Origin of the sequence: Streptomyces sp. NBC_00234, assembly GCF_036195325.1 — a bacterium.
In the GTDB taxonomy this organism is placed as follows: Bacteria; Actinomycetota; Actinomycetes; order Streptomycetales; family Streptomycetaceae; genus Streptomyces.
The window spans coordinates 6,220,450-6,241,951 of record NZ_CP108101.1; the positions used below are offsets into that span (position 1 = coordinate 6,220,450).

Consider the following 21,502-nt stretch of genomic DNA (forward strand, 5'->3'; position numbering starts at 1 on the left):
AGTGATAACTTCGAGGTGGATCGAGTCGTCCGATGCGGGCCGGACCAGCGGCCCGTCGGCTGAAGGGGACCACCTCCCATGAGCCCGTTTCCCAGCTCCGCCCCCCGCACGGAGGACTGGCGCCACCTGCGGCTGACCCTGGACGACGGAGTCGCGACCGTCACCCTCGCCCGCCCCGAGAAGCTCAACGCGCTCACCTTCGGCGCCTACGCCGACCTGCGCGACCTCCTCGCCGAACTGTCCCGCGAACGCTCCGTGCGCGCCCTCGTACTGTCGGGCGAAGGGCGCGGGTTCTGTTCCGGAGGCGATGTGGACGACATCATCGGCGCCACACTGGCGATGGACACCGCCCAGCTCCTCGACTTCAACCGGATGACGGGACAGGTCGTACGGGCCCTTCGTGAAACCCCCTTCCCGGTTGTCGCCGCCCTACACGGGGTGGCCGCGGGAGCCGGGGCCGTTCTCGCGCTCGCGGCCGACTTCCGCGTCGCCGACCCGTCCGCGCGCTTCGCCTTCCTCTTCACCCGGGTCGGCCTCTCCGGCGGCGACATGGGCGCCGCCTATCTGCTGCCCCGCGTCGTCGGACTCGGCCACGCCACCCGGCTGCTCATGCTCGGCGAAGCCGTCCACGCCCCCGAAGCGGAACGGATCGGCCTGATCAGCGAGCTGACCGCCGAAGGGCAGGCCGACGCCCGCGCGGCGGCGCTCGCCCGCAGACTCGCCGACGGACCGGCTCTCGCACTCGCCCAGACCAAGGCCCTGCTCACCGCCGAGCTCGACATGCCCCTCGCGGCCTCCGTCGAACTGGACGCCGCCACCCAGGCGCTCCTGATGCACGGCGAGGACTACGCCGAGTTCCACGCGGCCTTCACCGAGAAGCGCCCGCCGAAGTGGAAGGGCAGGTAGCGCGATGTCCGGTGACACGAGGCGGATCGCGGTCATCGGCGGCGGCCCCGGCGGGCTGTACGCGGCGGCGCTGCTCAAACGGCTCGGCCCCGAGCGCGACATCACCGTCTGGGAGCGCAACGCCCCGGACGACACCTTCGGCTTCGGGGTCGTCCTCTCCGACGAGACCCTCGGCGGGATCGAGCACGCCGACCCCGTCGTGTACGCGGCTCTCAGGGACGAGTTCGTCCGCTGGGACACCATCGACATCGTCCACCGGGGGAGGACCGAGACCTCCGGCGGTCACGGCTTCGCCGCGCTCGGCCGCCGCAGGCTCCTGGAGATCCTGCACGCACGCTGCCGGTCCCTCGGCGTCCGCCTCCACTTCCGCACCGGCGCCCCGCCCGCCGCCGAACTCGCGGCGGACCACGACCTGGTGATCGCCGCCGACGGGGTGCACAGCGCCACCCGCGAGGCCCACGCCGACGTGTTCCGCCCGCGGATCGACACCCACCGCAACCGCTACATCTGGCTCGCCGCCGACTTCGCGCTCGACGCCTTCCGCTTCGAGATCGCCGAGACCGAGTACGGCGTGATGCAGCTGCACGGCTACCCCTTCTCGGCCCACGCCTCCACCGTCATCGTGGAGATGCGCGAGGAGGTCTGGCGGGCGGCCGGGCTCGACCTCTGCGACCCGGTCGAGTCCACCGAACGCTGCGCCAAGATCTTCACCGAGGCCCTCGACGGACGCCCCCTGCGCTCCAACAGGTCCTCGTGGCTCACCTTCGCCACCGTGGTCAACGAGCGGTGGTCGCACGGCAACACCGTCCTCATCGGCGACGCCGCCCACACCGCGCACTTCTCCATCGGCTCCGGCACCAAGCTCGCCGTCGAGGACGCCCTCGCACTGGCCGCCTGCATCGAGGAGCAGCCCGACCTGCCGACGGCGCTCTCCGCGTACGAGACGGAGCGCCGCCCGGTCGTCGCGTCGACCCAGCGCGCCGCCGCGGCCAGCCTGCGCTGGTTCGAGGAGCTGGACACCTACCTGGACCAGCCGCCGCGCAGGTTCGCCTTCAACCTCCTCACCCGCAGCCGCCGGGTCACCCACGACAACCTCCGGCTGCGCGACCCCGCGTTCACCGGCGCCGTCGAGGAGGAGTTCGGCTGCCCGCCCGGAACCCCGCCGATGTTCACCCCGCTGCGGCTGCGCGGTCTGGAACTGCGCAACCGGGTCGTCGTCTCACCCATGGACATGTACTCCGCCACCGACGGCCTCCCCGGCGACTTCCACCTGGTCCACCTGGGCGCCCGCGCGCTGGGCGGCGCCGGACTCACCATGACCGAAATGGTCTGCGTGAGTCCCGAAGGCCGCATCACCCCCGGCTGCGCCGGCCTCTACACCGACGAACAGGCCGCCGCCTGGACCCGGATCGTGGACTTCGTCCACGAGGGTGCCCCCGGCGCCGCGATCGGCGTCCAGCTCGGCCACTCCGGCCGCAAGGGCTCCACGAAGCTGATGTGGGAGGGCATCGACCAGCCACTGGACCACGGCAACTGGCCGCTGTCGGCCGCCTCCCCGATCCCGTACGCACCGGGCGTCAACCAGGTCCCGCAGGCCCTGGACCGGGCCGGACTCGACGCGGTCCGCGAGCAGTTCACCGCGGCGGCGCGGCGCGCCGCGGACTGCGGATTCGACCTGCTCGAACTGCACTGCGCGCACGGCTACCTGCTCTCCGGCTTCCTCTCCCCGCTCACCAACCACCGCACCGACGCCTACGGTGGTCCGCTGGAGAACCGGCTCCGCTTCCCCCTGGAGGTCTTCGACGCGGTCCGGGCGCACTGGCCGGCCGACCGGCCCATGACCGTCCGGGTCTCCGCCACCGACTGGGCCGACGGCGGTACGAGCCCCGAGGACGCCCTCGGCATCGCGCGGGCCTTCGCCGACCACGGCGCCGACGCGATCGACGTGTCCACCGGACAGGTCGTCCCGGAGGAACGCCCCGAGTACGGCCGCTCCTACCAGACCCCGTTCGCCGACCGGATCCGTAACACCCTCGGCGTCCCCGTCATCGCGGTCGGCGCCATCTCCTCCTGGGACGACGTCAATTCGCTGCTGCTCGCGGGCCGCGCCGACCTCTGCGCCCTGGCCCGCCCGCACCTCTACGACCCGCACTGGACCCTGCACGCGGCAGCCGAGCAGGGCTACCACGGACCGGGTGCCTCCTGGCCGCTGCCGTACCGCGCGGGCAGCCGCACCCCGCCCGCAGGACGCACGGACGCGCCGAAGCCACGGCTCACGCTGAACTGAGCGCCAGGCACTCGTGGCAGCGGCAGGGGGTGGGGTGGGGCACGCCGGGCCACCGGGCGAGACGCTCCTCGGCGGCCTGCTGCTCGAACCGGGCGGCACGCGCCTCGGCGCTCTCCCGGCTGTCCCAGTCCCGGCCCGCACGATCCTGAGCCTCACGCCGGAGCACCGCGGGGCTGTGGACCAACGCCGCCCGGAAGGTGTGCAGATGGCGCGTCGCCAGGTCGAGCGTGACGTGGGTGCCGGTGTGGCGCCCCCGTCCGACAGTGGTCAGCACGTCGGCGCCGCCGGGGCGGTAGCCGATCACGTACACCTTCGAGCCGCCGCGGTAGGACGTGGTGCCCGGCCGCAGTTCCTGGCCGCCCTTCCCGTACCGCCGCCACCGCACCACGTTCGCCGCTATCAGCCACTGCGGCTCCAGCTCCGGCTCCGGCTCCAGCTCCGGCTCTGGCTCCGGCTCTGGCTCCGGACCCGGCTCCGGCTCCGGACCCGGCTCCGGCTCCGTCCTCGACTCCGGTCCCGCCGCCTCGACCTCGCTCATGCCTGCCCCACCGCACTGACCAGCAGCCGGTCCGAGACGGCCTCGTAGCCGATGCGCCGGTACACACCGTTGCTCGTCGGGTTGGCGAGGTCCGTGAACAGCAGCACCTCCTCGGCGCCCGCCTCCCGTGCCGCCCGGCTGACCTCGGCCGTCACCGCCGCACCGAACCCGCGGCCCCGGTGCTCCGACGGCGTGTAGACCGTCGTCACCCGCACCGTGCCCGCGATGTTCCGGGAGACGCCCGCCATCGCCACCGGTACACCGGCGTCCTCCCAGAGCGTCAGCCCGCCGTACGTCGTCCGGTCGTCGACGAGCCGCTCGACATGCGTACCGGGCTGGCCGACCTGCTCGGCGAACGTGCCGTGCCAGTCCAGCAGCAGGTCCCGGTCGGCGGCCGTCGCCGTCCGTGGCCGGCCCGCCGGGGCCGGGGAGGGCGGGACGAGCGTCCCGAGCCGGTAGAGCCGCTGCTCCTCCTCGACCCGGTGACCGGGCCAGTGCGCGGCCAGCGCCTCGGCGGTCGGGCGGTCCGCGTTGATGCGGGTCAGCGGGAGCGCGCGAGTGAGCGGAGTGATTGCTTCCGGGACGGTCGCGCCCAGGAACGGGGGATACGGCGCGGTGTGCACCAGCGTTCCCCCGACCTCGCCGTCGGACCCGCGCCACCAGCCGAGCACCGGGTCGGCCCCGCCGTAGGCGTGCCGGCCGTCGCGCCGCAGCGCCGCGGTGACGGTCAGCACCAGGGTGTTGTCCGCGGGCCGGGCGGCCAGCCACGCACCTGCCGTATCCAGAAAAACATCGACATCGTCCGTGAAAGTCCAGGTCATGCCTCATCCTGCCGGTTCCGCGGACCGGCAGTCACCCGAATTCCGGGCGCCGTTCACGGCCGTACGAAGCGCTCCCCGGCGTCCCGCAGCATGGCATGCAGCAGCCCGAACACCTCGGCCGAGCGGCCCCCGGGCCACTCCTTGGGCAGCAGCTCGTCCGGCAGCCCCGGGTCCGCGTACGGCAGCCGCCGCCAGGAGTCCAGGGCGGGCAGGTAGTCCCGGTACGCCTCCTCCGGGTCCGGCACACTGCCGGGGGGCCGCGCCTCCCATGCCTTCAGCACCGGCTCCTGCTGCTCCAGGAAGTCCAGGTGGAGCCGGGCGATGCCGTCGAGGTCCCACCAGCGCGCCACCGACTCCTTCGTCGCCGCGAAACCGAGGTGCTCCCCGCGGAACAGCTCCACATACGGGGCGAGTTCGAGCCGTTCCAGGGTGTGCCGGGTCTCCTCGTACAGTCCGGCGGGCGCGATCCACACCCCGGGGGCGGCCGTGCCGAAACCGAGACGGGCCAGCCGCGAGCGCAGCAGATGCCGCTTGTTGCGCTCGGCCTCCGGTACGGAGAAGACGGCCAGCACCCAGCCGTCGGCGACCCGGGGCGCCGGATGCTGGTAGATGCGCCGGTCGCCGTCGTCCAGCAGCTGCCGCGCGTCGGCGGACAGCGCGTAGCCGGCCGCCCCGGCCGCCGTGCGGGCCGGGACGAGCAGCTCGCGGCGCTTGAGCCGGGAGACGGAGGAGCGTACGGAGGGCGCGTCGACACCGACGGCGCGCAGCAGCCGGATCAGCTCGGCCACCGGCAGCGGTTCGTTGCCGGGGGAGCGACCGTACGCGCCGTAGAGGCTGACGATCAGGGATCGGGGGGTGTGCAGCTCGGCCACGTGATCACTCTAGAGCCCGCGTGCCGTGCGGGTCGCCGTCGCTGCGCAGCCGGAAGCGCTGGAGCTTGCCGGTCGCGGTCCTGGGGAGCTCGGCCAGGAACTCGATGACACGGGGGCACTTGTGCGGAGCCAGCTCGCCCTTCATGTAGGTGCGCAGGGAGTCGGCGGACTGTCCGGAGCCCTCGCGGAGCACCACGTACGCCACCACGACCTGGCCGCGCAGCGCGTCGGGCCGGCCCACCACGGCGGCCTCCGCCACCTCCGGATGGCGCAGCAGGGCGTCCTCCACCTCGGGTCCCGCGATGTTGTAGCCGGAGGAGATGATCATGTCGTCGGCGCGGGCGACGTAGCGGAAGTAGCCGTCCGGCTCGCGGACGTACGTATCGCCGGTGATGTTCCAGCCGTGGCGCACGTACTGCGTCTGGCGCTCGTCGGCGAGGTACCGGCAGCCGACCGGGCCGCGCACCGCCAGCAGGCCGGGTTCGCCGTCGGGCAGCTCCTCGCCGGCCTGGTCCACCACCCGCGCCTGCCAGCCGGGGACGGGTCTCCCGGTGGTGCCGGGGCGGATGGCGTCGTCGGCGGCCGAGATGAAGATGTGCAGCAGCTCGGTGGCCCCGATGCCGTTGATGATGCGCAGCCCGGTCCGCTCGTACCAGGACTGCCAGGTGGCCGCGGGCAGGTTCTCCCCGGCCGAGACGCAGCGGCGCAGCGCGGAAAGGTCGTGCCCGTCCAGGTGGTCGAGCATCACCCGGTACGCGGTCGGAGCGGTGAACAGCACCGAGACCCGGTGGGCCGCGAGAGCGGGCAGCAGTTGCCGGGGCCCCGCCTGCTCCAGCAGGAGCGCCGAGGCGCCCGCGCGGAGCGGGAAGATCACCAGCCCGCCCAGTCCGAAGGTGAATCCGAGCGGCGGGCTCCCCGCGAAGACGTCACCGGACTCCGGGCGCAGGACGTGGTGCGAGAAGGTGTCGGCGACGGCCAGCACGTCGCGGTGGAAGTGCATACAGCCTTTGGGGCGTCCGGTGGTGCCCGAGGTGAAGGCGATCAGCGCGACGTCGTCGGCCGCGGTGTCCACCCGCTCGTACGGGCCCCTCCGGGACTCCGCCAGGCGGGTCAGATCGCCGGGTGCGTCGCCCCCGTACTCCGTGATCCGCAGCTCCGGGACCCGGGCCTTCAGCAGGTCCTCCACGGACCGGGCATCGCACAGGGCGTGGCTCACCCGGGCGAGTGAGCAGATGGTGGCCAGCTCCTGCGACCGCGCCTGCGCCAATACGGTGACGGCGACCGCGCCCGCCTTCATGACGGCGAGCCAGCAGGCGGCCAGCCAGGGAGTGGTGGGGCCGCGCAGCAGCACCCGGTTGCCGGGGCGTACCCCCAGATCGGTGGTGAGGACGTGGGCGATCCCGTCCACCCGGTCCAGCAGTTCCCCGTAGCTCCACACCGCGCCGTCGGCGCTGCGGAAGGCGGGGCGGTCCGGCCCGAAGCGGCCGACGGTGCGGTCGAGCAGCTCGTATCCGCAGTTCAGCCGGTCCGGGTAGCGCAGTTCGGGCCGTTCGTGGACCAGCTCGGGCCATTGGGCGGCCGGTGGCAGATGGTCGCGGGGAAAGGTATCGGTATGTGCGGTGGCACCGTGCGCCGACGCGCCCGGCGAGGAACTCGGCTCCATGAAGGATCGCCCCCTTGTCGCACTTGGAGCGTATCGTTTGAGTGACGGTAGTCAACGGTTCGCGATAAGACGTGACAAGAGAGGCGCCGCCATGACGGCATTCTCGCTCGACCCGGCCCGCACCGCCTGGTGCGCGGAGCTGTACGAGCTCTCCGTGCAGAAACTGCGGCCGCTCGCCGAGAAGGGGGAACCGGGACGGGTGAACCGCCCCCTGGTCGCCGCGCTCGGCGAGCTGGGGCTCCTCGACCGGCTCTTCGGCTCCGGGGCGCTCGACCTTTGCCTGCTGCGCGAATCCCTCGCACGCGGCTGTACGGAGGCCGAGACCGCCCTCGCGCTCCAGGGCCTCGGCGCGTCCCCGGTCGTCCAGGCCGGCACACCCGCCCAGCGCGAGCGCTGGCTTCCCGAGGTGCGCGCCGGGCGGGCCGTCGCCGCGTTCGCGCTGAGCGAGCCGGGCGCGGGCTCCGACGCCGCCGCGCTCTCCCTCGACGCCCGGCGGACCTCCGAGGGCTGGCGGCTGACCGGCGAGAAGTGCTGGATCTCCAACGCGCCCGAGGCCGATTTCTACACCGTGTTCGCCCGTACGGCAGAGGACGCGGGAGCCCGTGGCATCACCGCGTTCCTGGTCCCCGCCGACCGCCCGGGGCTCAGCGGGACGGCGCTCGACATGCTCTCCCCGCACGCCATCGGGGCCCTGGCCTTCGATGCCGTGCCCGTCACCGCCGACGACGTCCTGGGCGAGCCCGGCCGGGGGTTCCGGGTCGCGATGAACACCCTCAACCTCTTCCGGCCGAGCGTCGGCGCCTTCGCGGTCGGCATGGCCCGCGCCGCACTCGACGCGACGCTCGCACACACCGCGGAGCGCACCGCGTTCGGCGGACCGCTCAAGGACCTCCAGGCCGTCTCGCACCAGGTCGCCGAGATGGCGACCCGCACCGAGGCGGCCCGGCTCCTCGTGTACGCGGCAGCGGCGGCGTACGACGCGGGGGAGAGCGGCGTCCCCGGGCGCGCCGCCATGGCCAAGCTGTTCGCCACCGAGACCGCGCAGTACGTCGTCGACACGGCCGTCCAGCTGCACGGCGCCCGCGCCCTGCGCCGCGGCCACCTGCTCGAACACCTCTACCGGGAGGTGCGCGCCCCCCGGATCTACGAGGGCGCGAGCGAGGTGCAGCGCACGATCATCGCCAAGGAGCTGTACGCGACCCAGGAGCCGCCCGCATGAACCCGGTCCACCGCATCAACCCCGCCGAACTCTCCCCGCCCACCGGCTTCTCGCACGCCGTCACCGTCTCCGGCGGCCGGCTCGTCTTCCTCGCGGGCCAGACGGCCCTGGACGGCGAGGGCAAGGTCGTCGGCGAGACCCTGCCCGAGCAGTTCGAGAAGGCACTCACCAATCTGCTCACCGCCCTGCGCGCGGCCGGTGGTACCCCGGCCGGTCTGGCCAGGGTCACCGTCTACGCCACGGACGTCGCCGACTACCGGGCCCGGGCGTCCGAACTCGGCCGGATCTGGCGGCGGCTGGCGGGCCGGGACTACCCGGCCATGGCCGTCATCGGCGCCGTCCGGCTCTGGGACGAGCAGGCGTTGGTCGAACTCGACGGGGTGGCGGTCCTGGACTGAGCGTCAGTACGGCTGCACCAGCACGTGCGCCGCGCCGGGGATGCCGATCTTCAGCAGCTCGTCCTCCTCCGGCGTGGTCGCCCGGCCGGTCTCCTGCTTGAGCACGGCACGCGACATGTTCTGCACCCACATCGCGCGCGGACGGCGGCGTGCCTCCCACGCGTCGAGCGCCTCGGCCACCCCGTCGGCGCCGTCCAGCGACTGCGCCAGGACCAGCGCGTCCTCGACGGCCATCGCCGCACCCTGCGCCAGATGCGGGGTCGAGGCGTGCGCGGCGTCGCCGGCCAGGACGACCCGGCCGAGGTGCCACGGCTCCTCGACCGCCACCTGCGAGATCCGCGAATACACCACGGCGGACGGGTCCTTGACGTGGGAGAGGGCCTCGGCCACCGGGCCCCCGAAGCCCGCCAGCCGCTCCCTGAGCTGCTCGTGGGCCAGCTCCGGGTCCGGCCTGAAGTCCTCGGTCTCGGCGAACACCGCGCCCAGGTACATCAGTTCGTCGGTGATCGGGGTGAGCAGCGCCTTGGCGGCCTGGTTGCCCGTACTCATGACGACGCCCTGCACCTCGGGCTGACGCGGCACGGTGACCCGCCAGTTGGCGAATCCGGTGTACTCGGGGCGGTAGCGGTCGCCGTACAGCCGGGTCCGCAGCGGCGATCCGATGCCGTCGAAGCCCACGACCAGGTCCCAGCGGTCCGCCGAACCGTCGGACAGGGTCACGTCCACGCCCGAACCGTCGTCGGCCAGCTCGGTGATCGTCGTCCCGAAGCGGACGGGGACACCGGCCGCGGCGGTGGCGTCACCGAGAATCCTCGCGAGCGCGGGGCGCGGGATGCCGTTGTTGGACGGTGCGTCGTCCATCCGCGGCTGCGGGATCTTGGCGAGTGTGGCGCCGGCCGGGTCGCAGATGGTCAGCACCTCCCACGGGAAGCCCGCCTCGACGCACGCGTCGAGGACGCCGATCTCGCGCATGACGTGCAGGGCGTTGGACGGCTGGATGATGCCGACGCCGAGCGCCTCCAGCTCGTCGCGTACCTCGACGACCTCGACGGTGTGACCGCGCCCGGCCAGCGCGACGGCGAGGGTGAGCCCGCCGATTCCGCCGCCGTGGACGAGGACGCGCAGGGGTGATGCCATCTCAGATCTCCAGTGCGAAAGAGGGAAGCGGAAGGGAGGGTGCCGCCCCGGGGTCAGCCGACCGCGGCGGGCAGTCCCATCAGGTGGTCCACCAGCGCCAGCAGCACGTCCCGGCCGAACGGCCGCTCCCGGACGTCCCCGATCAGCAGGGGGACGTGCGGGTCGAGGTCGAGGGCGGTCCGGATCTCCGCGGGCGTACGGGTGTTGTGGCCGTGGAAGCAGTTGATCGCCACCACGAAGGGGATGTCGCGGCTCTCGAAGAAGTCGATCGACGCGAAGCTGGTGTCGAGCCGGCGGGTGTCGGCGATCACGACGCCGCCGAGCGCGCCGTTTACCAGGTCGTTCCACATGAACCAGAAGCGCTCCTGGCCCGGGGTGCCGAAGAGATAGACCACCAGCTCCGGACTGACCGTGATCCGGCCGAAGTCCAGGGCCACGGTGGTGGTGTCCTTCCGGCCGACACCGGCCAGGTCGTCCACACCGATGCTCGCCTTGGTCAGGTACTCCTCGGTGCGCAGGGGCGCGACCTCGCTGACGGCGCCCACCAGAGTGGTCTTCCCGACACCGAAACCGCCGGCTATGAGGATCTTGACGGCGGCAGGCGCCGTCTGACTGTCAGTCATCTTGGCTCAGAGTCTCCGGAGTCCGTCACGTACGGCGGCCAGCAGGCCCATGTTCGCCCCGCCGGAAGCCCGGGCCACCGAGAGCGGGGCACGGGCCAGCAGCAGGCCCTGCGCGACCAGATCGGCCAGCAGGATCTTGGTCACCGAGACCGGCAGACCGAGGTCGGCCGAGACCTCGGCGACCGCCGCCGGGCGGCGGCAGCGGTCCAGGATCATGCGGTGCTCCGGCTGGAGCCGGCCCGGCCGCAGGGGCGCACCGTGCTCGTCCACCGGGTTCTGCGCGGTGCTCAGCACGGTGATGAGGGTGAAGTCGTCCCGCTCGGGCGCGGTCCGGCCGCGGGTGATGGTGTACGGGCGGACCATGGTGCGCGCGCCGTCCTCCTCCGGCTCCTCCTCGTGCCAGTACGGACTCACACCCGCTGCCCGTCCCCGGTACCGAAGGCGTCGAACTCTCCGCGCACCGGTGCGCTGAGCTTCTGGCCCACCTGCTGGACGAGGTTGTGCATGGCGAGGGACATCACCTCGGCGTCGACCTCCTGGGAGGCGATGACGGCCAGGTGCGTGCCCTGTCCGGCGGTGATGATGAAGAGCCAGAGGTCGGCCAGTTCGACGATGACCTGGTGCACGGACCCGCCGTCGAAGAGCTGCCCGACACCCCGGGCGAGGCTCTGCTGCCCGGTGCAGATGGCGGCCAGCCGCTCCGCGTCGGCGCGCTCGATGGTGCGCGAATGGCTCACCACCAGCCCGTCGTCGGAGAGCAGGACGGCGTTCAGGGTCTCGGCCACCGAGTCCACCAAACCGTCGAGCAGCCAGTCGAGATCCTGGAGGGTGGCGGTTGTGCGTGTCATGACCGGTCTTCTTCTCTCGTCGGGAGGGGGAATGGGGGAGGGCCGGACGGCGTCGGCGACGGCGGCTCCTCCGCCGTGCGGGCCGCGCGCGACCTGCGCTGGAACGCCCCGATCGCGGCGCCGGCCCGGCGGGGAACCGGCCGGAGCAGCGGGTTCTCGTCCCATTTCGGGCGCCTGGGCGCGGTGGGCCCGGCGACCGGGTCGATGCGGAGCTCGTCCACCAGGCTGGCCTGCCTGACCCGGCGCGGAAGGGGCGGCTCCGCGTCGGCCCGCGCGGCGTCGGGCGCACCCACCGGAAGGGCGGGCCGCTCGGCCGCGTACGGACCCGGAACGGGCTCCTCGTACGGCACGGGCTCCGCGTACGGGCCGGGCACCGGCTCCGCGTACGGTTCCGGCTCCGCGAACGGCTGGTCCACGACCGCGAACGGGTCGTCGGACGGCACGTACGCGGTCTCCGGGCCCGGCACCGGGTACTGCCCCGCCGCCGTCATGTACGGCCGCTCGGCCGGTACGTACGCGTCCTCGTCCGCCGCGTACGGCTGTCCGGGCTCCGCGTACGGAGTCTCGGGGGCGAGGTGCGAGGGCTCCGGAGCGGCATACGTGTTCTCGGCGCCGACATACGCGGTCTCGGAGCTGACGTAGGGCTGCTCGGGCTGCTCGAAGGCGCCGTCCTGCCCGGCGTACGGGTCCTCTTCGGCGGTGTGCGGCTGCGGAGGAGCGCTGTACGAGGAGGACCGCGCGGCACGTTCCCGCTGCTCCGGCCATCCGGACAGGGCGGTGACACCCGCCATGGCCTGCCCCTGCACACGGGTGGGCAGGGTGCCCGGAACCTGGGCGGCGGGCGCGGCGGCCGGGGCGGACGCCACGGCGGTGGGCACGCCCACGGGGCGGGAGCCCGGATCGGCGACCGTCAGCTCGTCGGGGACGAGCACGACGACCCGGGTGCCGCCGTACGCGGACGGCCTGAACTCGACCCGCAGACCGTACTGGTCGGCGAGGCGGGCGATCACATAGAGGCCCAGCCGGATGTCGTCGGCGTGCGCGAGCACGTCCATCCGGGGCGGACGGCTCATCAGCTCGTTGGCCGCGGCGAGTTGTTCCTCGTCCATGCCGAGCCCGCGGTCCTCGACCTCGATGGCCAGCCCACGGCTCACCCGGGCGGCCCTGACCTCCACCGGGCTCGGCGGCCGGGAGAAGGACAGCGCGTTCTCGATCAGCTCGGCGAGCACGTGGGAGACGGGGCCGATGGCACGCTCGGCCAGCCACGGGGCGCCGTCGAGGTCGAGGACCACACGGCGGTAGTCCTGGACCTCGCCCTGCGCCGAACGCATCACGTCCAGCAGCGGTACCGGCTTGCGCCAGCGGCGGTGCGGCGACCCTCCGGCGAGGATCACCAGATTCTCCTCGTAGCGCCGCAGCCGGGCCGTGAGGTGGTCGAGGTCGTAGAGACCCTCCAGCACCTCGGGGTCCTCGTGCTTGCGCTCCAGCTCGTCCAGCTTCTTCAGCTGCTGCCCGATCAACTGCTGCGTACGGCGGGCGATCCGCTGGAGCAGCCGCTCGAATCCGCGGTGCTGGTCCGCCTGGCCGACCGCGGCCTGCAGGGCGCTGGTGCGCGCCAGGTTGAGTGCGTCACCGAGCTGGGTCAGCTCGTCGGACCTGGCGCCGCCGCTGTCGCTCTCGATGGCGCGGGCCTCGGCCTCGACGTCGATCTTCTCGCCCCGGCCGAGCCGCTCCACGACCTCGGGCAGGGCCTTCTCCAGCTCCTCGGCCTGCACCTGGAGGCGGCCGATCCGGTTCCGGAGGTTGCGGGTGAGGCGCCAGGTGGTCAGCACGACGGCGATCACCGCGAGCAGACCGATCACGGTGGTGAGGACCATCTTGAGCAGCAGGGACATGACGCTGCCCTTGCCCTCCTCGACCACCAACGCGGTCCGGTGCTCCAGCAGTTCCACCAGCGGGGGAGTGACGCCGTCGATCGCCTCGCGCCAGGTCTTCTCCTCGGCGCCGAGCTCGACGAACCCCCGGGCGTCCGGGGCGGCCGGACGCAGGATCTCCTTCTCGGCCTGCGTCTTGGCCTTCCAGGCCGCGCTGCCGGTGATCTCCTGCCACATCTCCTGCTCGTCCTGCGGCAGGTAGGGGAGCACCTTGGTGGTGGACTGGAAGGACTGGCCGGAGACCGCCTCGCGGATCTGCTGGAGGTCCTCGGAGCTCAGTCGGCCCTTCGGCCACCCACGGGCCAGGATCGCGTCCGAACGGGAGATCATCTCCTTGGTCCAGAAGAGGTCCACGAGCGGCTGGGACAACGTGGTCACCTGGCCGTTGTCCACGTGGCTGAGCGCGGCGAACAGCTTCAGGTCCACGGCGATCAGGTCGGTGTAGTAGTCGTAGACGGCCTTCTGCCGGTCGCTGCCGCCCTCGTCGACGAGGGCGCGCCGGTCGGGCAGCCGGTCGATCGAGTCCCGGGCCAGACCCACCGCCTCGCGGATCTCGGCCGGGGCGTCCTCGGTGGTCACGTCCGAGAGCGATCTGAAGGTGCGGATCGCCTCGTCGGTCAGCACCCGCTGGCGCCGCAGCGCCTCGGTGGAATCCCCGGGGCGGGCCAGAGCCTCGGCGCTCAGCCGACGCTCCTCCTGCAGGTTGTAGTAGACGATGTTGGACGGCTGTCCGGCCTTCTCGGCCAACTGTCCCTGGGCCGCCTGACGCTGGAAGTCCAGGAATGTCTGGCCACTGGTCACGGCCCAGAGGGCGGCCAGGGCGACACCGGGGACTACGGCCAGTACGAGGAGGGCTGTCCGCAGCGACAGTGTGGTCGAGTCGGTCCGCCGTGACGCGCGCGTGCGCAGGGCAAGCTCCTTGACGTGAGGCCAGCCTCACGACTGGTCAAATCCGGTGAGAACTTCGACACATGGATATTAGTCACACTGCAAAAAAGAAAAGAAAGTGGGCTCACATGTGCAACACGACACGCCCACAACTTCTGCACCAACCTCCCGGGATGTCGGCTTTGCTCAAGTCGCGGGGTGTGGGTTCCGGGGAGAGGCTGGAAGGGTCCGTACGGAAGTGCGGAGCACGGAGCCCCCACGAGCCGCCCCAGGAGATCCGCGGTGACCAGCGAACCGCCCCCGCCCCCTGCGACCAGGTCGTACGACGGTGAAGGCATCACCGTCAGCTACGACGCCCACCGCTGCCTGCACGCGGCCGAATGCGTACGGGGGCTGCCGTCCGTCTTCGAGGTGGGGCGCAAGCCGTGGATCGTGCCGGGGGACGCCTCCGCCGACGAGATCGCCGAGGTCATCCACCGCTGTCCCAGCGGTGCCCTCCAGTACCGCCGCAGCGACGGCCTCCCGGACGAGGTCCCCGATGTGCCGACGCAGGTGTCCCTCCACTCCGACGGCGTACTCCACCTGCGCGGAGACCTCGAAGTGGCCACCCCCGAAGGTCCCCGCCGGGAGACCCGGGTGATGCTGTGCGGCTGCGGCAGGACCGGGAACACCCCGTACTGCGACCACAGCGGGGACTGCGCCCGGCACATTTGACCCTCCCCGCACGGGCCCCGGACGGCAGACGGAAACCGAACCGGAAGCGGACTCGAACCGGGGCGGGCGCGGCGCGGCGTACGGGTGAACAGGGCTGGGCGATATATCTGTAATCAGTGCCCTTTGCCCCGGAACCCGCCCAGGACCCCGCTTCATGACCGCGCTGATCGTCTGCCACTTCGTACTGGCGGCCTGCGCGGGCCCGTTGGTGCGCCGGCTCGGCAGACGGGCGTTCCTCGTGCTCGCGCTGCCCCCGGCCGCCGCGACGGTCTGGGCGGCCTTCCGGTGGGACGGCGCCGCCGACGGGCGATCGGTCACCTGGGCGTGGCAGTGGATCCCGGCGTACGACGTCACGGTGGCCCTGCGGCTGGACGCACTCGCCGAACTCATGGTGCTGCTCGCGGCCGGCATCGGCACCCTGGTCCTGCTCTACTGCGCGTCGTACTTCGCCGACGACGCCCCGGGCCTGGCCGGATTCGCCGGGAACCTGCTCGCCTTCGCGGGCGCCATGCTCGCCCTCGTCCTCGCCGACGACCTGATCACGCTCTATGTGTTCTGGGAACTGACCACGGTCTTCTCCTTCCTGCTCATCGGATACGGCAGCGAGCACAAGCACAACCGCCGTTCGGCGCTCCAGGCCCTGACCGTGACCACGTTCGGCGGCCTCGCGATGCTCGTCGGCTTCCTGATCATCGGTCAGGCGGCGGGCACCTACCGGATCTCCACGATCGTCGCCGATCCGCCCGAACCCACGCTCGCCGTCTCGGTCGCCGTGGTTCTGGTGCTGTGCGGCGCCCTGTCCAAGTCCGCGATCTGGCCGTTCTCCCTGTGGCTGCCGAACGCGATGGCCGCGCCCACCCCGGTCAGCGCCTATCTGCACGCCGCCGCGATGGTCAAGGCCGGGATCTACCTGGTGGCGCGCCTCGCGCCCGGCTTCGCCGACGTCCCGGTCTGGCAGCCCGTCGTGCTCGTGCTCGGCTCCGCGACCATGCTGCTCGGCGGCTGGCGCGCCCTGCGCCTGCACGACCTGAAACTCGTCCTCGCCTACGGAACCGTCAGCCAGCTCGGCTTCCTCACCGTGCTCGCCGGAGCGGGCTACCGCGACGCGGCACTCGCCGCCGCCGTCATGATCCTGGGGCACGCCCTGTTCAAGGCCCCGCTGTTCCTCGTGACCGGCATCGTCGACCACGCCACGGGCACGCGCGATCTGCGAAGACTCTCCGGCGTCGGCCGGGCGCTGCCCCAGGTCTGCGCCGTGGCCGTGCTCGCCGCCGCCTCCATGGCGGCGCTTCCCCCGATGCTGGGCTTCGCCGCCAAGGAGGCGGCCTTCGAAGCCCTGCTGAACGGAGACACGGCGGACCGGTGGGCGCTGGCCGCCACGGTCGTGGGCTCGGCGCTGACCACCGCGTACACCGTACGGTTCGTCTGGGGGGCCTTCGCCCGCAAGCCCGGCGTCGCCGACACCCCCGTACACCGGGTCGGCGCGGCCTTCCTCGCGCCGCCCGCCTTCCTCGCGCTCTGCGGGCTCGTGCTGGGCCCCGGCGTCGGCTGGACCGACCGGCTCCTCGCCGCGTACGCGGACACCTTCCCGCCCACCGCGCACCCGTACCACCTCGCCCTCTGGCACGGCTTCGGCACGGCTCTGCTCCTGTCGGCGCTCGCCTGGGCGGGCGGTGCCGTGCTCTTCGCGCGGCGCTCCACCGTCACCCGGATCTCCCGGCGGATCGCGTGGCCCACGGCGGACAGCGTCTTCGGCCATCTCCTCCTCGGCCTGGAACGCCTGGCCCTCCAGGTCACCGGCTTCGTCCAGCGCGGCTCGCTCTCCGTCTACCTGGCCACCACCCTGGCGGTGGTGCTGGCCGGACAACTGGCCGTCCTCGCCACCGACCGGCCCTGGCGCGGGGCGCCCGCACCGCGGCTGTGGGACGTGCCGCTCCAGGGCGCCGTGGCGGTGCTGACCTGCGGCGCCGCCCTGTTCTGTCTGACGGTGAGCCGCCGGATGAAGGCCGTGGTCCTGGCGGGACTGACCGGCTACGGCGCCGCGCTGCTCTTCGTCGTCCAGGGAGCGCCCGACCTGGCACTCACCCAGTTCTGCGTCGAGACCGTGTCGATGGTCGTGTTCGTCCTTGTCCTGCGCAGGCTGCCGGTGCGCTTCGAGGAGTCGGTCAGTACCTGGCGGCGGGCCGTGCGCATTCCGCTCGCGCTCGCGGCGGCGGCGACCGTCGGCGTGGTCCTCTGGGTCGCGGCAGCGGCACGCACCGCGGAACCGGCGGGCGCCGCGATGGTCGAGGAGGCCGCCGACCACGGGCTGAAGGACGTCGTGGCCACCATCCTCGTCGACCTGCGCGCCTGGGACACGATGGGGGAGTCCGCCGTGCTCGCCGCCGCGGCCGTCGGGGTCACCAGCCTGATCTACCGGCACCGCCGCAGCGAGGGACCGGCGTCGCCGCGGGAGCCGCAGGGCCGCACGGCCTGGTCGCTGTCCGCCTCCCGGCTGACCGGACTGCCCCAGGGCGACGAGGCGGCCCCCGAACGGAGCTGGCTGGCCGCCGGGGCGACGCTCGCGCCCGAACACCGCTCCGTCGTCCTCGAAGTGGTGGCGCGGCTGCTCTTCCACCCCATCCTGATCCTGTCCGTGTACCTGCTGTTCTGCGCCGAGAACATGCCGGGCGGCGGATTCGTCGCCGGGCTCGTCGCCGGGGTCGCCCTCATCACCCGCTATCTGGCGGGTGGCCGGTTCGAACTGGCCGAGGCGGCGCCGCTCCAGCCCGGCCTCTTCACCGGCCTCGGCCTGGTCATCTCCACCGGGGTCGCGCTGCTCGGTCTCGCCAAGGGCACGGTGCTGCTCGCCTGGACGTACCACGGCCGCCTGCCCGTGTTCGGCGACTACCACCTCGGCTCGACGGTGCTCTTCGACTTCGGCGTCTACCTGCTGGTCCTGGGAGTGGTGCTGGACATCGTGCGCGCACTCGGCGCCAAGATCGACCGGCAGATCGAACGGGCCGCCCTCGCCCTGGCCCCGGCGGACAGCCCGGCGGGAGGCACCGGCCGATGACCGTCAGCGCCTCGCTCCTCGTCCCCGCCGTGGTGCTCTGCGCGGTCGGCGGCATCCTGATGCTCACCCGGCCGCTCACCCGCATCCTGCTGGGCGCCGTGATCGCCGGGAACGGCATCAACCTGCTCGTCCTCGCCGCCGGCGGATCGGCCGGCCGGGAGCCCCTGCTCTACGGCGTCCCCCTGTACCAGGTCACCGACCCGCTGCCGCAGGCCATCGCGGTCACCGCCATCGTCATCACCCTCGCCACCACCGCGTTCCTCCTGGCCATGGCGTACCGCAGCCACCAGCTGACCGGCACCGACGAGGTCCACGACGACCTGGAGGACCGGCGCATCGCCCTGCGCACCGAGGTGATGGGGCAACGGGCCCAGCTGCGCGCGGAGTTCCGCGACGGTGCCGAGCCCACCCCGGGGGAGCGCGCCCGCTACCGGGAGGAGCACCGGCGCCTGCGCGCGAAGCTGCGCGCCGACCGTGCGCTGCAGGCCCGCGGCCGGGACGCCTCGGGCAACCTCTGGCACGACGTGCTCGGCGCCGACCCGGAGGACTACGCGGCCGAGCAGGCCGGGCAGCAGGGTGCCGCCCCCGACCGACCCGACCCAGGAGCCACCGGATGAACACGCTCGTCCCGCTGCCGGTGCTGCTGCCGCTCTGCGCCACCGGCCTCAGCCTCGCCTTCGGCACCCGCCTCAAACGCTTCCAGCGCATCATCAGCGTCACCGTGCTCAGCGCGGTGCTCGCGCTCTCGGTCGCCCTGATGATCGCGGCGGACCGCTACGGTCCGCTCTCCGTCCACCTCGGCGACTTCGCCCCGCCGCTCGGCGTCACCCTGGTCGCCGACCGGCTGTCAGGGCTGATGCTCACCGTCTCCTCGGCCGTCACGCTCTGCGTGCTGGTCTACTCCCTCGGCCAGGGCATGGCCGACCGGGACGAGGAGACCCCCGTGGCCGTCTTCCACCCCGCCTACCTGATCCTCGTCGCAGGGGTCTCCTGCACCTTCCTCGCCGGGGATCTGGTCAACCTCTACGTCGGCTTCGAGATCATGCTCGTGGCCAGCTTCGTCCTGCTCACCCTGGGCGGCACAGGGCCCCGCGTCCGCGCGGGTTCCACCTACGTGATCATCTCGCTGTTCTCGTCGATGCTGTTCCTGATCGCCATCGCCGCGACGTACGCCGCGACGGGCACCGCCAACTTCGCCCAGCTGGCCGGCCGGATGACCGACCTCCCGCTCGGTGTGGAGACGCTGATCCACGTCATGCTGCTCACCGTCTTCGCCGTCAAGGCCGCGGTGTTCCCCCTCGCCGCCTGGCTGCCCGACTCCTACCCCACCGCGCCCGCCCCCGTCACCGCCGTCTTCGCCGGCCTCCTCACCAAGGTGGGCGTCTACTGCATGCTCCGTACGGAGACCCTGCTCTTCCCCGGCAACCGGCTCGGGAACCTGCTGATGGTGGCCGCGCTCGCCTCCATGGTCATCGGCATCCTGGGCGCCGTCGCCCAGACCGACCTGAAGCGGGTGCTCTCCTTCACCCTCATCAGCCACATCGGCTACATGGTCTTCGGTATCGGTCTCGCCACCCTGGAGGCGTACGGCGGCGCGATCTTCTACGTCGCCCACCACATCACCGTGCAGACGACGCTGTTCCTCGTCGCGGGGCTCATCGAACGCCGCACCGGCACCACGGAACTCACCCGGATCGGCGGCATCGCCAGGGCCGCCCCGGTGCTCGCCGTCCTCTTCTTCGTGCCCGCGATGAACCTGGCCGGTATCCCGCCGCTGTCCGGGTTCATCGGGAAGCTGGGCCTGATGCGGGCCGGTGTCGCCGACGGCAGCGTCCTGGCCTGGATCCTGGTGGCCGGGTCGGTGCTGACCAGTCTGCTGACGCTCTATGTGATGGCCAAGGTCTGGAACCTGGCGTTCTGGCGGGCCGCCCCGCCCGGTCAGGCGGCCGACGGCACGGTCCTGGAGTCCGACGACGACTCCGACGACGACGATGCCGACGCGGGCCCCGACCGGATGCCGGGCACCGGTGACGAGGGAGTGCGGGGGCGCTACCAGCCGGCCGGCCGCGCCGTGGCGGCCACCCTGCACGGACGGGCGGTCACCACCACGACCCGGCTGCCGCACACGATGACGGCCGCGACCGCGGGAGCCGTCGCCCTCGGGCTGGCGTTCACCGTGCTCGCCGGACCGCTCACCTCGTACACCGACCGGGCGGCGGCCGAACTCCTCGCACGGACCCCCTACGTCCAGGAGGTGCTCGGCCGGTGAAGCGGATGCTCACCCTGTCCTACCGCAACAAGGAACTCCCGCCCTTCAGCTGCGAGTTCGGCGAGCGTCGGCGCGTGCTCGACCTCCCGCTGATCGCCTGGCTCACCCTCATCTGGGTGCTGCTCTGGTCCACGCTGAGCTGGGCGAACGTCATCACCGGGCTCGTCGTGTCGGTGGCCGTGTGTCTGGCCTTCCCGCTGCCGAGGGTCGACCTCGGCCTGAGGCTGCACCCGTGGGGCATCCTCTGCCTCGCCGCGTACCTGCTCTACGACATGTACACCTCGGGGGTGCGCGTCACCCGGCAGATCTTCGACGGGGAGGCCCACCAGGCCGCCGTCATCGGCGTCCCGCTGCGCTGCCGCAGCGATCTGATGCTCGCCGCGACCGCCGTCGCCGTGTCCAACGTGCCGGGCGGCTCCATCGTCGAGGTGCGCCGCGCGACGGCCACCGTCTTCCTGCACGTACTCGACGCGGACCGGCCCGCCGCACTGGACGCGGCGAGACGTTCCGTCTGGCGCATGGAGGAGCTGACGGTACGGGCCTTCGGCACCCCCGACGAGATCGCCCGCGTCGGAGCACCACCGCCCGAAACCACACGCCCCGGCCCCGGGAGGGATACGGCATGAGCGCTCCCGAGACCGTCGACCGGGTCCTGATGACGGCCGCCGTCGTGATGATCGTCGTCGCCGGGATGCTGCTCCTGATCCGCATCCGGCGCGGACCCTCCATGCTCGACCGGGCCATCGCGCTGGATGTGTGCGCCGCCCTGATCATCGCGGGCCTCGGCGCCAAGTCCGCCTTCTCCAGGGACCCGTACTACTTCCCCATCATGATGGTGCTGGCCTTCCTCGGCTTCACCGGCTCGGTGGGCATCGCCCGCTTCATCGCCGTACGCGACCGGCCGGTGCGCCACGGGACTCCTCCGCCTCCCGCTCCCGCCGGAACGAAGGAGGGGACCGGATGAGCCTCTGGCTCCAGATCGTCGACACCACCGGCGCCGTGCTGGTCCTCCTCGGCGCGGCGATCTGTCTGCTCGGCGTCATCGGCATGCTGCGGCTGCCCGATGTCCTGTCGCGCAGCCATGCCGCGACGAAGCCGCAGACCCTCGGCATGCTGCTCGTGCTGATCGGGGTCGGGCTGCGGCTGCGCAGCGGCATGGACCTGGCCACGCTCGGCCTGATCGTCTTCTTCCAGATGATGACCGGCCCGGTCGCCGCCCACCTGGTGGCCCGCTCCGCCTACCGCACGGGCCAGATCGACCACGAACAGCTGCTCTTCGACGAGCTGGACGAGCAGCTGACCGAGGAGCGCTGACCGGGCGGACGCCCGG

Annotated in this window: 20 protein-coding genes; 11 read left to right on the forward strand and 9 right to left on the reverse strand. The window is 72.4% G+C overall.

What is annotated here, in order from left to right:
- Positions 1 to 78: 78 nt before the first annotated feature.
- Positions 79 to 906 carry an enoyl-CoA hydratase family protein gene (locus tag OG230_RS27390; protein ID WP_328906383.1) on the forward strand — a complete coding sequence of 276 codons (828 nt, stop codon included), beginning with the start codon at positions 79 to 81 and terminating at the stop codon, positions 904 to 906.
- A gap of 4 nt (positions 907 to 910) precedes the next feature.
- Positions 911 to 3,193, forward strand: coding sequence for a bifunctional salicylyl-CoA 5-hydroxylase/oxidoreductase (locus OG230_RS27395; RefSeq protein WP_328906384.1), 2,283 nt, complete (start codon positions 911 to 913; stop codon positions 3,191 to 3,193).
- On the opposite strand, the gene OG230_RS27400 is transcribed toward OG230_RS27395, so the two are convergent.
- The 4 genes from OG230_RS27400 to OG230_RS27415 are packed head-to-tail and all read right to left on the reverse strand — an operon-like array spanning position 3,180 to position 7,087.
- The gene (locus tag OG230_RS27400; protein WP_328906385.1) at positions 3,180 to 3,731 is read right to left on the reverse strand and encodes a hypothetical protein; all 552 of its coding nucleotides are present in this window, start codon (positions 3,729 to 3,731) and stop codon (positions 3,180 to 3,182) included. The two genes, OG230_RS27395 and OG230_RS27400, sit on opposite strands and share 14 nt — an antisense overlap.
- Positions 3,728 to 4,552: a GNAT family N-acetyltransferase gene (locus OG230_RS27405; RefSeq protein ID WP_328906386.1), complete on the reverse strand. Its 825-nt coding sequence runs from the start codon at positions 4,550 to 4,552 to the stop codon at positions 3,728 to 3,730. The genes OG230_RS27400 and OG230_RS27405 overlap by 4 nt, the downstream gene beginning before the upstream one ends.
- Positions 4,553 to 4,605: 53 nt before the next feature.
- A complete protein-coding gene (locus tag OG230_RS27410) occupies positions 4,606 to 5,424 on the reverse strand; it encodes a PaaX family transcriptional regulator (protein WP_328906387.1) in 819 nt (272 codons plus the stop codon).
- 4 nt (positions 5,425 to 5,428) lie between these two features.
- A complete protein-coding gene (locus OG230_RS27415; protein ID WP_328906388.1) occupies positions 5,429 to 7,087 on the reverse strand; it encodes an AMP-binding protein in 1,659 nt (552 codons plus the stop codon).
- A gap of 91 nt (positions 7,088 to 7,178) precedes the next feature.
- On the opposite strand from OG230_RS27415, the gene OG230_RS27420 reads away from it, so the two are divergent.
- Positions 7,179 to 8,306 carry an acyl-CoA dehydrogenase family protein gene (locus OG230_RS27420; RefSeq protein WP_328906389.1) on the forward strand — a complete coding sequence of 376 codons (1,128 nt, stop codon included), beginning with the start codon at positions 7,179 to 7,181 and terminating at the stop codon, positions 8,304 to 8,306.
- A complete protein-coding gene (locus tag OG230_RS27425; RefSeq protein ID WP_328906390.1) occupies positions 8,303 to 8,704 on the forward strand; it encodes a RidA family protein in 402 nt (133 codons plus the stop codon). Before OG230_RS27420 ends, OG230_RS27425 begins: the two co-directional genes overlap by 4 nt.
- 3 nt (positions 8,705 to 8,707) lie before the next feature.
- On the opposite strand, the gene OG230_RS27430 is transcribed toward OG230_RS27425, so the two are convergent.
- The 5 genes from OG230_RS27430 to OG230_RS27450 are packed head-to-tail and all read right to left on the reverse strand — an operon-like array spanning position 8,708 to position 14,047.
- Positions 8,708 to 9,841 carry an FAD-dependent monooxygenase gene (locus OG230_RS27430; protein WP_328906391.1) on the reverse strand — a complete coding sequence of 378 codons (1,134 nt, stop codon included), beginning with the start codon at positions 9,839 to 9,841 and terminating at the stop codon, positions 8,708 to 8,710.
- Positions 9,842 to 9,894: 53 nt separating this feature from the next.
- Positions 9,895 to 10,464: a GTP-binding protein gene (locus OG230_RS27435; protein WP_328906392.1), complete on the reverse strand. Its 570-nt coding sequence runs from the start codon at positions 10,462 to 10,464 to the stop codon at positions 9,895 to 9,897.
- Between the two features lie 6 nt (positions 10,465 to 10,470).
- On the reverse strand, positions 10,471 to 10,878 hold the full coding sequence (locus OG230_RS27440) for a DUF742 domain-containing protein (protein ID WP_443051390.1): 408 nt from the start codon (positions 10,876 to 10,878) through the stop codon (positions 10,471 to 10,473).
- Positions 10,875 to 11,312, reverse strand: a complete 438-nt coding sequence (locus OG230_RS27445) for a roadblock/LC7 domain-containing protein (protein ID WP_328906393.1) — start codon at positions 11,310 to 11,312, stop codon at positions 10,875 to 10,877. Before OG230_RS27445 ends, OG230_RS27440 begins: the two co-directional genes overlap by 4 nt.
- On the reverse strand, positions 11,309 to 14,047 hold the full coding sequence (locus tag OG230_RS27450) for a sensor histidine kinase (RefSeq protein WP_328906394.1): 2,739 nt from the start codon (positions 14,045 to 14,047) through the stop codon (positions 11,309 to 11,311). Before OG230_RS27450 ends, OG230_RS27445 begins: the two co-directional genes overlap by 4 nt.
- Positions 14,048 to 14,416: 369 nt before the next feature.
- Between OG230_RS27450 and OG230_RS27455 the strand changes: the two genes are divergently transcribed.
- From OG230_RS27455 to mnhG, 7 genes are all read left to right on the forward strand, one after another.
- The gene (locus tag OG230_RS27455) at positions 14,417 to 14,848 is read left to right on the forward strand and encodes a (4Fe-4S)-binding protein (RefSeq protein WP_328906395.1); all 432 of its coding nucleotides are present in this window, start codon (positions 14,417 to 14,419) and stop codon (positions 14,846 to 14,848) included.
- Positions 14,849 to 15,002: 154 nt separating this feature from the next.
- Positions 15,003 to 17,903, forward strand: a complete 2,901-nt coding sequence (locus OG230_RS27460) for a Na+/H+ antiporter subunit A (RefSeq protein WP_328906396.1) — start codon at positions 15,003 to 15,005, stop codon at positions 17,901 to 17,903.
- Positions 17,900 to 18,520 carry a Na(+)/H(+) antiporter subunit C gene (locus tag OG230_RS27465; RefSeq protein ID WP_328906397.1) on the forward strand — a complete coding sequence of 207 codons (621 nt, stop codon included), beginning with the start codon at positions 17,900 to 17,902 and terminating at the stop codon, positions 18,518 to 18,520. Before OG230_RS27460 ends, OG230_RS27465 begins: the two co-directional genes overlap by 4 nt.
- A complete protein-coding gene (locus OG230_RS27470) occupies positions 18,517 to 20,172 on the forward strand; it encodes a Na+/H+ antiporter subunit D (RefSeq protein ID WP_328906398.1) in 1,656 nt (551 codons plus the stop codon). Before OG230_RS27465 ends, OG230_RS27470 begins: the two co-directional genes overlap by 4 nt.
- On the forward strand, positions 20,169 to 20,798 hold the full coding sequence (locus tag OG230_RS27475; RefSeq protein ID WP_328906399.1) for a Na+/H+ antiporter subunit E: 630 nt from the start codon (positions 20,169 to 20,171) through the stop codon (positions 20,796 to 20,798). Before OG230_RS27470 ends, OG230_RS27475 begins: the two co-directional genes overlap by 4 nt.
- Positions 20,795 to 21,136: a monovalent cation/H+ antiporter complex subunit F gene (locus tag OG230_RS27480; protein ID WP_328906400.1), complete on the forward strand. Its 342-nt coding sequence runs from the start codon at positions 20,795 to 20,797 to the stop codon at positions 21,134 to 21,136. The genes OG230_RS27475 and OG230_RS27480 overlap by 4 nt, the downstream gene beginning before the upstream one ends.
- Positions 21,133 to 21,486 (forward strand): monovalent cation/H(+) antiporter subunit G, encoded by a 354-nt coding sequence (mnhG, locus tag OG230_RS27485; RefSeq protein WP_328906401.1) that lies wholly within the window; start codon positions 21,133 to 21,135, stop codon positions 21,484 to 21,486. Before OG230_RS27480 ends, mnhG begins: the two co-directional genes overlap by 4 nt.
- The last annotated feature ends 16 nt before the right edge of the window (positions 21,487 to 21,502 follow it).

What these genes read in the sequence shown, in the direction of transcription:
- OG230_RS27390 (WP_328906383.1), top strand. Translation starts at nt 79, where the DNA reads ATGAGCCCGTTTCCCAGCTCCGCCCCCCGCACGGAGGACTGGCGCCAC.
- OG230_RS27395 (WP_328906384.1), top strand. Translation starts at nt 911, where the DNA reads ATGTCCGGTGACACGAGGCGGATCGCGGTCATCGGCGGCGGCCCCGGC.
- OG230_RS27400 (WP_328906385.1), bottom strand. Translation starts at nt 3,731, where the DNA reads ATGAGCGAGGTCGAGGCGGCGGGACCGGAGTCGAGGACGGAGCCGGAG.
- OG230_RS27405 (WP_328906386.1), bottom strand. Translation starts at nt 4,552, where the DNA reads ATGACCTGGACTTTCACGGACGATGTCGATGTTTTTCTGGATACGGCA.
- OG230_RS27415 (WP_328906388.1), bottom strand. Translation starts at nt 7,087, where the DNA reads ATGGAGCCGAGTTCCTCGCCGGGCGCGTCGGCGCACGGTGCCACCGCA.
- OG230_RS27420 (WP_328906389.1), top strand. Translation starts at nt 7,179, where the DNA reads ATGACGGCATTCTCGCTCGACCCGGCCCGCACCGCCTGGTGCGCGGAG.
- OG230_RS27425 (WP_328906390.1), top strand. Translation starts at nt 8,303, where the DNA reads ATGAACCCGGTCCACCGCATCAACCCCGCCGAACTCTCCCCGCCCACC.
- OG230_RS27430 (WP_328906391.1), bottom strand. Translation starts at nt 9,841, where the DNA reads ATGGCATCACCCCTGCGCGTCCTCGTCCACGGCGGCGGAATCGGCGGG.
- OG230_RS27435 (WP_328906392.1), bottom strand. Translation starts at nt 10,464, where the DNA reads ATGACTGACAGTCAGACGGCGCCTGCCGCCGTCAAGATCCTCATAGCC.
- OG230_RS27445 (WP_328906393.1), bottom strand. Translation starts at nt 11,312, where the DNA reads ATGACACGCACAACCGCCACCCTCCAGGATCTCGACTGGCTGCTCGAC.
- OG230_RS27460 (WP_328906396.1), top strand. Translation starts at nt 15,003, where the DNA reads ATGACCGCGCTGATCGTCTGCCACTTCGTACTGGCGGCCTGCGCGGGC.
- OG230_RS27465 (WP_328906397.1), top strand. Translation starts at nt 17,900, where the DNA reads ATGACCGTCAGCGCCTCGCTCCTCGTCCCCGCCGTGGTGCTCTGCGCG.
- OG230_RS27470 (WP_328906398.1), top strand. Translation starts at nt 18,517, where the DNA reads ATGAACACGCTCGTCCCGCTGCCGGTGCTGCTGCCGCTCTGCGCCACC.
- OG230_RS27480 (WP_328906400.1), top strand. Translation starts at nt 20,795, where the DNA reads ATGAGCGCTCCCGAGACCGTCGACCGGGTCCTGATGACGGCCGCCGTC.
- mnhG (WP_328906401.1), top strand. Translation starts at nt 21,133, where the DNA reads ATGAGCCTCTGGCTCCAGATCGTCGACACCACCGGCGCCGTGCTGGTC.